At 44.8% G+C, this 11,955-nt stretch carries 13 protein-coding genes and 1 pseudogene; 10 read left to right on the top strand and 4 right to left on the bottom strand.

The features are described 5' to 3' along the window. The first annotated feature begins 1 nt into the window (after nucleotide 1). On the top strand, nucleotides 2–568 hold the full coding sequence (locus MZ182_RS00675; RefSeq protein ID WP_011787551.1) for a cytochrome c oxidase assembly protein: 567 nt from the start codon (nucleotides 2–4) through the stop codon (nucleotides 566–568). Then, nucleotides 565–1,440, top strand: a complete 876-nt coding sequence (locus tag MZ182_RS00670; protein WP_011787550.1) for a cytochrome c oxidase subunit 3 — start codon at nucleotides 565–567, stop codon at nucleotides 1,438–1,440. The genes MZ182_RS00675 and MZ182_RS00670 overlap by 4 nt, the downstream gene beginning before the upstream one ends. Nucleotides 1,441–1,447: 7 nt before the next feature. Here the strand turns inward: MZ182_RS00670 and MZ182_RS00665 are convergent. From MZ182_RS00665 to MZ182_RS00655, 3 genes and pseudogenes are all read right to left on the bottom strand, one after another. Next, nucleotides 1,448–1,561: pseudogene (locus MZ182_RS00665) on the bottom strand (DUF2909 family protein); the annotation flags it as partial. A gap of 43 nt (nucleotides 1,562–1,604) precedes the next feature. Beyond that, nucleotides 1,605–3,166 (bottom strand): IS3 family transposase gene (locus tag MZ182_RS00660; protein WP_248085119.1). Its coding sequence is split into 2 segments (ribosomal slippage): nucleotides 1,605–2,698 and nucleotides 2,698–3,166, totalling 1,563 coding nucleotides; the frame shifts between segments, so codons are not numbered across the junction. 46 nt (nucleotides 3,167–3,212) lie between these two features. Continuing rightward, entirely contained in the window at nucleotides 3,213–3,332 is a 120-nt protein-coding gene (locus MZ182_RS00655) for a DUF2909 family protein (RefSeq protein WP_248067764.1), read from the bottom strand. Here MZ182_RS00655 and MZ182_RS00650 point away from each other — a divergent pair. From MZ182_RS00650 to MZ182_RS00630, 5 genes are all read left to right on the top strand, one after another. Next, nucleotides 3,331–4,086, top strand: a complete 756-nt coding sequence (locus MZ182_RS00650; RefSeq protein ID WP_248067762.1) for an SURF1 family protein — start codon at nucleotides 3,331–3,333, stop codon at nucleotides 4,084–4,086. The genes MZ182_RS00655 and MZ182_RS00650 overlap by 2 nt on opposite strands. 77 nt (nucleotides 4,087–4,163) lie before the next feature. Further along, nucleotides 4,164–4,709, top strand: a complete 546-nt coding sequence (locus MZ182_RS00645) for a hypothetical protein (RefSeq protein ID WP_248067759.1) — start codon at nucleotides 4,164–4,166, stop codon at nucleotides 4,707–4,709. Beyond that, nucleotides 4,709–5,686: a COX15/CtaA family protein gene (locus tag MZ182_RS00640; protein ID WP_011787547.1), complete on the top strand. Its 978-nt coding sequence runs from the start codon at nucleotides 4,709–4,711 to the stop codon at nucleotides 5,684–5,686. The genes MZ182_RS00645 and MZ182_RS00640 overlap by 1 nt, the downstream gene beginning before the upstream one ends. A 14-nt stretch (nucleotides 5,687–5,700) precedes the next feature. Next, nucleotides 5,701–6,606 (top strand): heme o synthase, encoded by a 906-nt coding sequence (gene cyoE / locus MZ182_RS00635; protein ID WP_011787546.1) that lies wholly within the window; start codon nucleotides 5,701–5,703, stop codon nucleotides 6,604–6,606. 4 nt (nucleotides 6,607–6,610) lie between these two features. Continuing rightward, a complete protein-coding gene (locus MZ182_RS00630) occupies nucleotides 6,611–7,243 on the top strand; it encodes an SCO family protein (RefSeq protein ID WP_011787545.1) in 633 nt (210 codons plus the stop codon). Here MZ182_RS00630 and MZ182_RS00625 read toward each other — a convergent pair whose 3' ends face one another. Next, the gene (locus MZ182_RS00625; protein WP_011787544.1) at nucleotides 7,244–8,290 is read right to left on the bottom strand and encodes a polysaccharide deacetylase family protein; all 1,047 of its coding nucleotides are present in this window, start codon (nucleotides 8,288–8,290) and stop codon (nucleotides 7,244–7,246) included. It lies immediately after the preceding gene. 22 nt (nucleotides 8,291–8,312) lie between these two features. Here MZ182_RS00625 and MZ182_RS00620 point away from each other — a divergent pair, with 22 nt between their 5' ends. The 3 genes from MZ182_RS00620 to MZ182_RS00610 all read left to right on the top strand — a co-directional run bounded on the left by MZ182_RS00620 (nucleotide 8,313) and on the right by MZ182_RS00610 (nucleotide 11,648). Then, a complete protein-coding gene (locus MZ182_RS00620; RefSeq protein ID WP_041407848.1) occupies nucleotides 8,313–9,683 on the top strand; it encodes an MATE family efflux transporter in 1,371 nt (456 codons plus the stop codon). 697 nt (nucleotides 9,684–10,380) lie between these two features. Continuing rightward, on the top strand, nucleotides 10,381–10,737 hold the full coding sequence (locus tag MZ182_RS00615) for a hypothetical protein (protein ID WP_248067757.1): 357 nt from the start codon (nucleotides 10,381–10,383) through the stop codon (nucleotides 10,735–10,737). 107 nt (nucleotides 10,738–10,844) lie between these two features. Then, nucleotides 10,845–11,648, top strand: a complete 804-nt coding sequence (locus tag MZ182_RS00610) for a hypothetical protein (protein WP_248067754.1) — start codon at nucleotides 10,845–10,847, stop codon at nucleotides 11,646–11,648. The last annotated feature ends 307 nt before the right edge of the window (nucleotides 11,649–11,955 follow it).

Below are 11,955 nucleotides of genomic sequence, written 5' to 3'. Positions count from 1 at the left end.
AATGACCAGCACAACTAGGTCAAATCGTAAACTTATCAGCTTGTTAGTTCTAGGCTGTGTGGGTATGTTTGGCTTTGGGTTCGCACTCGTCCCCCTGTATGATGTTCTGTGTGAGAAGCTAGGCATCAATGGTAAACCCGCAAGTACAGCCAGTAATTATCAAGCGATAACTGTCGATACAAGCCGCACTGTGACTGTGGAGTTTATTTCCCAGGTGCAAACGGGTATGCCATGGAAGTTTGAACCGCAAATTAAGCGGCTTGTGGTTCATCCTGGCGAGCTTGTCCATACAGCATTTTTGGCTCGTAATGAGTCAAACCATGCCACAGTTGGGCAAGCAATACCCTCAGTTTCCCCAGGCCAAGGGGCGGCCTATTTCAATAAAACGGAATGTTTTTGCTTTAATAAGCAACCCTTGGCCGCGGCGACCAGTGCTGAGTTACCGCTTATTTTCTTTGTGGATCCTCAATTACCCGAGTCAATCCATACTTTAACCCTCTCTTACACCCTCTACGACATTACCGACAAGCAGTTAGCGTCTGCCATAGAGCAAGGAGCTGCCAAATGACCACGAAACATCAAACCTACTATGTTCCATCCCAAAGCATCTGGCCCATTGTCGGTGCCATTGGATTATTTTTTATTGCCGTTGGCGCAGGACTTTTCGTCCAACAGATGAAATCTGGCGCTTCTGGTGGCGGTTATTTACTGCTTTTAGGCATAGCGGTCATTGTATTTATGTTGGTTGGCTGGTTTAGTGCGGTTATCAAAGAGTCGACAACTGGACTCTATTCCGCTCAGATGGATCGCTCTTTTCGCCAAGGTATGAGTTGGTTTATTTTCTCAGAAGTAATGTTCTTTGCGGCTTTTTTTGGTGCGCTGTTTTATGCCCGCGCAATTGCCGTACCTTGGCTTGGCGGTGCATCTAACAATGCCATGACCCACGAAATACTTTGGCCAAGTTTTGAAGCGGTTTGGCCCCTTATCTCTACGCCGGATGGTACCAAGACAGAGGCTATGCCGTGGACGGGTCTCCCCCTGATCAATACCCTTATTTTACTGACCTCATCAGTGACCTTACATTTTGCCCACATTAGTTTAGAAAAAGCCAAACGCTCAGCCGTCGTGCTATGGCTAGGAATTACGATTTTATTGGGTATAGGTTTCGTTGGGTTGCAAGTAGAAGAATACCGTCACGCCTATCAAGAGATGGGTTTAACCCTCACCTCGGGGATTTATGGCAACACTTTCTTTCTGTTAACTGGATTTCATGGCATGCATGTCACGCTAGGAACGGTATTCCTCGTGGTTTTATTTATCAGAGTATTAAAAGGACATTTTACGGCAGATAAGCATTTTGCATTTCAAGCAGGGAGTTGGTACTGGCACTTCGTTGATGTGGTCTGGCTGTGTTTATTTATCTTCGTTTATGTACTGTAACTGGCACTCAGTAGGGTCTAGGGTTCGGGCTAATAAGTCCAGACCCTAACGCCACCAGCAGTAAGAGGATGACCAATACAGAGAAAATCACACGACGACCGAGATAACGACTCATAGGGGCTGAGTTGCGGCGTTTTTCAAGCTAGTTGTCACCATCGACCGTTTTAAGCGGCCTTTTTTTCCACTTCTTTAACTGACTCTTTTTCCGGATTCAGTGTTGTCGGTCCCACAGGTTCGCAGTTCCGTACTTCTCGTTTTCCCCAACGACTTGGATTTTCTGCTTTCGCCGCTTCAATCCGTTCTTTGCGCTTTGCCAGCAGGAGTTGATCCTGACCGGTATGACGTTGGTGCGGGGTCACGAACCGTAGTTTGCTGTGCTTGTGTTCGTAGTTGTACCAGCGCGTAAACTTCAGCACCCAAGTCCTTGCTTCATCGATACTTTTAAAACCTGCTGATGGCCAATCAGGCCGATATTTACAGGTGCGGAACAACGACTCTGCAAACGGGTTATCGTTGCTCACTCGTGGCCTGCTGTACGATGTCGTTACACCAAGCTCATACGCCTTCATTCGCATGGTCTGCGATTTCATTGGCGCACCGTTGTCCGAATGCAGCACGACTCCACTGTGTAAACATTTCTCCCGGACCAGTGTCTGCTCTAACAATTTCGCGGCGTTTTCTCCACTTTCCTGTTCAAACACTTCACAACCAACAATTTTCCGGCTGAACAAATCTTCCAGCATGTACAGGTAATAAAACTGCCCACGCACCGTGCTTGGCAAGTAGGTGATATCCCAACAGAGCACCTGGCCAGGCCCGGTCGCTGTGTAGGTCGTTGGCAGCGTTGACCCTTTCGGCGCTAAACTCCGGCCGCGATGATGCAGCTGACCAAAGGCTTTTAATACCCGATAAAATGTTGATTCAGAACCATAATATTCATCTTCATCCAGCAGCGTTGGGACGATTTGCGATGGCGGTAAGCTGGCAAACTTTGGCCAATTACACACCTCGATGATTTTCGCCTGTTCTTTTTCCGTCAGCTTATTCGATGGCTGCGGCCGAATCGCATCCGGCCTTTTGTCTGCGGTGATCTGGCCATCCCGATACCAGCGCCGATAAGTGCGCAGTGTAATGCCAGCTTCTTCGCAAGTCAGATGAAGCCTGGCGCCAGCCTGGTTCGCTTCCTGTATCAAGTTTACACATTCAGTGCGCTCTGAGACCAAGGTTAATCGTCCTCGTTGTCGTTCTCCCAAAGCGCATTTAACTTTTTTCTAAGCACCAACAAGGCTGCGGTTTCAGCCAAAGCTTTTTCTTTGCGCCTCAACTCGCTCTTTAACTGTTTAATTTCCTTATGGTCGGCTTGGCGCTGCCGTTTAGCTTCCAATTCCTGCTCGCGGGAGCTCATAAACCCTCGCAGTGCATTGGCTTTCCAGGCCTTTACCTGATCAACATACAGACCTTTAGCTCGACAATACTCACTCAATTCGGCTTCATTTAAACTGGCAGTTTCAAGCACTGTGGCAAACTTAGCTTCTGCTGACCAATGTTCTGAGGTTGGTTTACTTCCGGGCACAGGACGACCTTGTTGTTTGGCTTTATCCCGCCAATTATACAAAGTTTGTACGCCAATCCCTTCTTGTCTGGAAACTTCTGCTACGGTCATGTTCGAAGGAGGCAGTAACTTGTTCAAAATCTGCTGCTTACGTTCTTCACTATAACTCGGCACAATTAAGCCTTAACGCCCCAACTGGTTAAATTTTAAGTAGTGACAACTATCCTGCCAGAGCGGGGTTGTCATCTTTCACCATCATAAATAAGGCTCTACCTAAATTAAAAATGATAAACAGCAACAGCAGAACCAAAACTAACTTAAAGATAAACAGGGCATTCATGAGATATCCTTACTGTCTGCTGAATAAATTAACCGTTTTTTTGCTGGTCTTGACTGTGACTGTATTCGTGATTCTGGTCAAGCTAGGGCTGTGGCAACTCCATCGCGGAGAAGAAAAAGCCTTGTTATTAGCTCAAATGGAATCCAGACAAGCCTTAGCGCCGCTGACCTTTAAACAACTTTTACAAAAAATCCATCTAGAAGATGTCACAGGTTATCGCCTCAGTATCACTGCCTCACCTGCCAATGCGCAAATCTGGCTACTCGACAATCAAGTCTATCAGGGGCAAGTGGGATATCTAGCATTTCAAGCTCTGGAAGTTGAGCCGGAAAAACCTTGGCTACTGGTTGAATTAGGCTTTATCGCCGCAACCTCAAGCCGTGATGAACTCCCCCAAATCGAACCTCTTAGCGGAAAACTGAGTCTTGTCGGCAAGCTATATCAAAAACAAACCAATCCTTTAAGCCATGCCTTAATGGCAGAAGCCGGAACACACATTCGTATCCAAAATATTAATATTCCTGAAATAACTCAGCTAGTAGGCCATCCTTTAGTAACGGCAGTACTGCAACCTGATCAACTCCCCAACCTTGAGTTAGCTCACCCTTGGCAACCATTTCCACTCTCGGCGCAAAAACATTGGGGTTATGCATTGCAGTGGTTTTCAATGGCTGCGGTATTTGCGGGCCTGATGCTGTGGCAAGGGGTTAAGTATGTAAAACATCATCACAGTGCCAACTCTATGGGTAAATAGTAAAAATCACAGCCGACTTAGATTCAGATAAATAGCAAAACAATATATTAGGGATAATTTACATGAGAGGAGCAAGCATGAACTCCCAGTCCAAATCGACACACAAAGCGTTGGGATTATTGCTCCTGGCGTTTATCGCACCGGTAGTGATTGCCAAACTAGTATTGAGCCTTAATTTATACCACGGCGGTGCAACCAACTTTGGTGAACTGATCAATCCCGCAACCAGCTATACCAGTCTTGGGGTTACCAATCCTAAACCCAAAGAATGGCAACTACTCTATTTATTACCCTCCCAATGCGATGATAATTGCCGTGAACGCTTGTATATTTTACGCCAAAGTCATACCGCACTCGGGCCAGATCAAGCAAGGGTAGAGCCACTTATCCTTGTCAGTCCTGAGAGCGATATTAATGCCTTAAAGGCATTTCACTTTAACACTAGCCCAATCAATAACCGCTTAAACGAGTGGTTAAATGCACAACAGTTGATCATAGTCGATCCCCTCGGCAACTTAGTATTACGCTACCCTCAAGCACACAGCAAAGAAGCACATCTCGCCCAAGGTAAAGCACTGATTGCGGATCTGCGTAAGTTATTAAAACTGTCGAGGGTAGACTAATGCAACTGACTTGGATCTTGCGCTTAACCTTAGTCTTTACCTTAATGGTCATTTTAATGGGGGCTTACACGCGACTATCGGATGCTGGCTTAGGCTGCCCTGACTGGCCGGGTTGCTACGGCCACATTAAAGTGCCCACCCAAGACCATGAAATCGCCCGTGCTCAAACCATGTTTCCTGATCATGATATTCAAACTGAAAAAGCATGGTTGGAAATGATCCATAGATATATTGCAGCGGGTCTTGGGCTGCTCATACTGTTCATTTTTATCAAATGTCTAAAAACACCAACAGCACCGAAGAAATTGCCCACATTTATATTATTACTGCTTATTTTTCAAGCCGCTCTAGGCATGTGGACAGTGACAATGAAGCTTATGCCAATAGTAGTAATGTCACACCTGATTGGTGGCTTTAGCCTGATTTCACTCCTGCTCATCCTTTATTTACGTATCAGGCAAAAACAGGTCGATATTAGTGGTTTGCAGACACAAAACCTTGCCATTTTAGCACTTGTGAGTTTAATCATCCTTATCGGTCAAATCATGCTAGGCGCTTGGACCTCCTCAAACTACGCGGCACTCGCCTGTACCACCCTGCCCATTTGCGAAGGTAATTGGATGGATAATCTCGCCATTGCCGATGCATTCTCCCCCTTCCAAGGCCAGCACCCAAGTTTTGAGTTTGGGGTATTAGATTACCCAGCACGAATGACCATCCACATAGCACACAGATTCGGCGCCATTATAACAACAGGGGTTCTGTTACTACTGGCATATAAATTATTTGTTAGCACTAGAGCATTAAAAAAGCTAAGTCTCTTATTGGTTGCCCTAGTGATATTGCAAGTCGCACTAGGCATTTCTAATATCGTCATGCACTTACCACTCGGCATTGCGGTTTCTCACAATGGCGGCGCAGCACTACTGCTACTGACCTTAGTGACAATTAACTACTTTTTATGGCGTAAAGCATAAGCGAGGGATCCAAGATGGCAAAACCACTCACAATCACCAGCAGCCATTCCCATTTTAGCTTGGCATGGCGCGCCTATTTTGAAATGACCAAACCCAAAGTCGTCGCCTTAATGTTGCTCACGGTATTAGTCGGCATGTGTTTAGCGGTACCCACTGCCGTCCCCGTACAGCCATTAATCGCAGGTATGTTCGGTATTGCCTTAATGGCAGGCTCGGCTGCCGCTTTAAATCATCTGATTGATCGACGTATAGATGGCATGATGGCTCGCACCTATAATCGCCCATTGCCCAAGGGACGAGTTTCGGCCAAGCGAGCCTTAATTTTTGCCGCCAGCATTGGAGGTTTAGGTTTTGTGGTTTTATATGTTTTGGTTAATCCGCTCACTGCATGGCTCACCTTCGCCAGTCTCATCGGCTATGCGCTGGTTTACACCGCTTATTTAAAGCGGGCAACCTCGCAAAATATTGTTATTGGCGGTCTTGCGGGGGCGATGCCGCCATTGCTGGGATGGACGGCTGTTACCAACCAATTCCATGGGCATGCATTGCTGTTAGTGATCATTATTTTTACTTGGACTCCGCCTCATTTCTGGGCATTAGCCATTCACAGACGAGCCGAATATGCCAAAGTAGATATCCCAATGCTTCCCGTTACCCACGGGGTCGAATTTACTAAAACCTGTATCTTGCTCTATACCGTCTTACTAGCAATCGCTTGTCTCTTGCCAGTGTTGGTTGGTATGTGTGGGCCAATGTATTTTGTGTGTTCTAGCTTGCTGAGCAGTGTATTTATTTATAAGGCTTGGCAACTGAAATATCGGGATCACGATGGCTTGGCGATGCAAGTATTTCGCTTCTCTATTTACCATTTAATGTTGCTATTTATGGCATTACTAATCGACCATTACCTGTGGAGCTAATGCTATGCAGAAAAACATGCTAATCATCGCCATTTTATTGATTGGCCTTGGTGGTTTATTCGCGGTTAAATTTAATCCCCCCAAGCCTATAGAACTTGATAACGGATTTATATTTCCACAAGCCTTTGAGATAGCGCCTTTTGAACTAATCGATCAGCACGATAAGGCATTTACTAATGCGGATCTGCAAGGAAAATGGAATCTATTTTTTATCGGATTTACCTTTTGTCCCGATATTTGTCCGACAACCTTAAATAAACTGGCCGCGGCATACCCTGAACTTAATAAGATTGCGCCAATTCAAGTGGTATTTTTATCCGTCGACCCTAACCGAGATACACCGGAAAAATTACTGACCTATGTCAACTTTTTTAATACAGAATTTAAAGCCGTGACGGGTGAACATACGCAGATATTTCCACTCACCCGTAGTCTAGGCCTAGCCTATGCCATGGTGGGTGAAGGTGATAATTATCAAGTTGACCACAGCGCTGGCTATGTACTGGTATCGCCTCAAGGAACACGAGTCGCCGTATTCAAACCTACGGCGACATTAGGGCAGCCGCCGCAAATATTGAATAACGAACTCATTAGCGATTTTGGCAAAATAGTCTCGCAATACAAGTCAAATCTATGATTATTCTTTAATCCAAGAGCCATCATCCCTAGGTCTTACCCAAGGCTGAGAGAACCAATAATAACCATTACGAGTTTTACTGGGTGCAGTGCAGTTATAACGGGAGCGTCCCGCAGGCAATGCCGAATCAGCCTGTACGCTAAATTCAGTTTCGCTAAGCCAAGTCGGCGATTTTGCTCCTTGACCTTGGATATAACACATAACTTGTTTGGCAGAAATATCACTCATATCAAGCGTGAGCCTCAACTCTGGTCGCCATTGCCCATTTTTTAACTCTGGGTCACTCACGTTTTGGGAAAGCACTGGCATATTAAGGCTATAAAGTTTGGCCTTTAGACTCTTTAAATCCGCATATTGTCCTGCCACGGGAAAACGCGGTAAAGCGGTCAGAGGTGAATAAGGTCCCGAGGCGCCAGATTGCTGACCAAAAGCGACAAAGCCATTTTGCGTTAACATATCTTGCAGTGCTTGATTATATTCGCCATAGGGATAGGCGAGCATTTTAAAATTGTGACCCGTCGCATCCGCAAGCGCCTTCTCAGTCTCGAGAATATTCGTTGTTACCCGCGCTAACCACTGTGCCTGTGATTCATTGTCTAATCTGCGGATCAAGTGCTCATGCGCCCAACTATGGTTGGCAATATCAGCCCCTTCCTTTGATAATCTGACGAGTTCATCCCAGGTCATCATCTCGGTAAACTTTTGTTTAATTGGCTCTATTGCCACAAACAAGGTGTAGGGGAATCCAAATTCCTTTAGGATAGGATGCGCCGTAGTGGCAATGCTGCGATAGCCATCATCAAAGGTAATCGCCACGGTTTTAGCGGGTAAATCTTGTTTTTGCTTTATCGCCTCAACCACTTGAGTAAGTGGGATTACCTTAAAACCGTCATCAGCCAAAAACTGCATTTGCTCACGAAATTGCGCGGGTGTCACGCTGGTTGCCGCAGGCGTAGTTTCCGACACATGATGATACTGTAAAATGACCACGGCATTGGCCGAAAAAGTCATCAACCCGAAGAGTGCCAATAACGCACGTTTAACCATAATGTGAATACCTCCAATATCAATGACTACTGCAAAATCAACCGCACTCGCACTACTGTTAAATGGCAACAAAAATCGCCAACTGTTCGCGCTTGCCCTACCGATGATCCTCTCAAATATCACCATTCCACTCTTAGGATTAGTGGATACGGCTGTGATAGGTCATCTAAGTGACGCCTATTATTTAGGTGGGGTAGCACTTGGGTCAACGATTATCACCTTAATCATTTGGTTATTAGGTTTTTTACGAATGGCGACCACAGGGTTAGTCGCGCAGGCTTATGGTGCAAATGATATTCACGCTCAACATAAACTCTTAGTTCAAGGTGCTATTTTAGCCATATTGCTGGGAATGGGTGTTATTGCTTTGCAAGCTCCAATACTGAATTTGGCGCTGGGCTTGTCCGAAGCAAGCCGTGAGGTCGAGCATTATTGTCGCGAGTATTTTCAGGTACGGATTTGGTCCACACCCTTCGCCCTGCTCAATTTAGTGATGTTAGGTTGGCTCCTAGGGCGACAACAACCTAAAGCCGCCATGTGGCAACTTATACTCGCAAACTTAGCCAATATTATTCTCGACTTAGTGTTTGTGCTTGGCTTAGGCTGGGGCGTAAAAGGTGCCGCCCTCGCATCGATATTTGCCGATATCACCGCCTTCTCAGTTGCATTCACTATGGTGCGACAACAACTCAAGCGTGCTCCCGATTTTCACCTATCTCAGCTATTCCCCCATGTCACCCTGATGGGTTATGGCAAGTTACTGAGGCTCAATACCGATATTTTTATCCGCAGCCTTTGCCTGCAGACAGCTTTTGCGTTTATGACATTCCATGGTGCTGGCCTAGGTGATAATACCGTTGCAGCCAATGCAGTGTTATTGAATTTACTGCTATTAATCTCCTATGCCCTCGATGGCATAGCCTATTATGCCGAAGCAGAAGTGGGCAAAGCCTATGGTCAAAAGCGCGCGCAGCAATTACATGAAGCCGTGGTGCTGGCCTGGTGTTGGTCTGCCATCACTGCACTTGGGTTTACACTGATATTTAGCCTTTGGGGAAGCCATATAATTGAACTATTGACCAGTATTGATGAGGTCAGAACCACAGCACAGACTTATCTGATTTGGCTGGTATTGCTACCGCTTTGGTCTTTTAGCTCTTACCTATTCGATGGGGTTTATATCGGTGCGGCGCAGGGAAAAGTGATGCGTAATAGCATGATACTGGCCACCTTTGGGGCGTTTTTCCCAACATGGTATTTATTGCAGGCGTTATTATTACCCGAGCAAGCCAATCATGCCCTCTGGGCCGCCATGACCGTTTTTATGCTCACTCGCAGCCTCACTCTCGGGGCACATTATCGCTTCAGTAAGACGTTCCAACTGCACTCTTAGTGCATGTAATAATCTGAATTATTGAGTGATTTAGCACAGACTTAACCTGTCAAGATTCACATCAAGATGCAATTAGACCCGACAGGTTGATTTAACTCACTTCTGCCCCAAAGCAAGATAATTGTATCGTCAGTTGTGCTGTATTTATTGTCATTGTTTCCCCAGTGACTCGCCGTGAATATATCCTATAGGCTCGACGGCGACATCCATGTCGCCAACGGTCACTGTTGCAACAATGCCAATCTTAACTAACCCTATCGCTGTTCGTTTAGCTAAAAAGCTATTGCCCCAAAGTTTGCTAGCACTTGTTTAGTGAATCGAAAGCTGACGAACGAGTTGCCCTAAAAAATCTCATCTATTTGCCTAATGTTTGGCTCTACCGTAAAGCGACTAACAATCTATAGGTATACAGTCGTATTTAAAATTAGATGCTTTTGAGTGTTTTTAACCTCATTTGCTTGCGCGTTTTTCCAGCCAAAAACAAACAAAACCCTTTTAAATTATTGATATATATTTTTTACAAATTAGATAATCGGTTTGGGAAACGCGCATGCGCGTTTTTCAGGATGGTGTATTTAATGAAAAGCTGATAAGTTCTTTGCAATACATGTAGTTAACTGTGCGCGTTTTTACTGGTCTAATGAGATAAACGCGCATACGCACTATACAAACGTTATGTGTTCAAGGAGCTGCACTCATGGAAACCGATCTTATTCTGGTATCTTTAAATAATGATCAGATTTCCAAAGCAAAGGATGCTAACGGTAAACGTAAGCAAATTACGCATGCGCTTGTATGCGGGAAATACGGCGTCATGTACGGTACAGAGAAGCAGTGCAGGAAATACTATTCCGTCTGGAAAGAAATATTTAAAAGTCTATTTGGCAGATGCTATGAGTCCGATAGCCACGAGCTAAAAACATACCAATGCTCTGGAAATGTGGTGATGGAGTTAATAGATGATTCAGACAAACAAAAACCAAAAATTGACTTCTTAGAAGAAGCAATAAAGAGCGAGAAAAAAGGTTTCTGGTCAAAGCTGTTTGGTGGCTAGCCAACACATAACTACTGGTTCAAATCGTTCGCTTCGCTCACTGGGACGGACTAAAGCCCGCCCCTTAACCAAACGTTAGGTGTGAAATCCACCATAGGAAGGTATGAATGAAATTTTATAATGGCACAATACTATTAGTCTTAATTACTTTTCTGCTTTCTTCTTGCAGCAATATTGGTTCGTCATTATGCCAAAATACAAATGCCTTTCCTGCTGCGCTGAAAGATGATATTGACCATATCATTGATCATGAGGAGGAGGGCTGGAAAACAATCCATAATAGAGATCCTGATATTTTACAAACCGCACAAAAAGCTCAGGCCATCCTGTCAAACAATTCATACTGCATTCAGTCATCATTAAATAATCGTCCCAGAGGATATTTAAACACAGAGCACAAAGACAAATCTAATGGTAGAACTGGGAAGCAATACCTAGAATGGTTTGTAGAAAATGCTCCTCAAATTTATGAGAGAAAAAATTTAGTTCTCACAAAGGAACGTGATCGAAGAGAAGCAACCGCAATAGCAGAGATGGAAAAAAGAGAAAAATTAAGAGATAACTTTATAAAAAATGGGTACACCGGCTTAGATCTGCAATCAGATTTAGATGCCGTAGTTATCGATCTTATGAATGGAAGTAGAAATATAGCTAATACTAAAAATATTGTTTTTCGCGCCAATTTTTCCGGTTACAAGGTTACCCAAGTGCTCAAAGACACCCTCTTGCTAGCCCATGTTTATACCGGAAGCATAATAGCTATAAGGATGCACCCAAAAGACCCAGAATATACTGATGGTATGAGGCTGCATCATGATTATATTAGCCTGCTGGGTACGTATTCATACAGGACTGTAATGGGTGCTGCCAAGAAGGTCTTCTTATTCCAATTTGCATATCAAGCACAATAAAAACACCTAATCGGGTAGCCGAAGGTGTCTAACCTCCAGCACCCACACCACCCTGCATGCGGCTCCGCACAGGGCGGTTCATTTAGAACACCTAACCTAGACTTTCTGGTTGGGGTAATGAACTGCGATCCATCCATCTCTTAGTGAACATAAACCCGCTTTCTTAAGATAGTTATTAGTAATGATAATGTGAGCGGTATAGTTTAGAGCCTAAGCACTAACTAATTTCTGTCCCAAAACAAGTCGCATATCTACTGTAAAACAAACAGGCTACACCGATGTTAAACTGGTGAGCCATGGTGATTGG

Source organism: Shewanella sp. JNE2 (genome assembly GCF_023159115.1).
Taxonomy (GTDB): domain Bacteria; phylum Pseudomonadota; class Gammaproteobacteria; order Enterobacterales; family Shewanellaceae; genus Shewanella; species Shewanella putrefaciens.
Note: the sequence above shows the minus strand (reverse complement) of the source record. Positions and strands in the feature narration are given on the sequence as shown.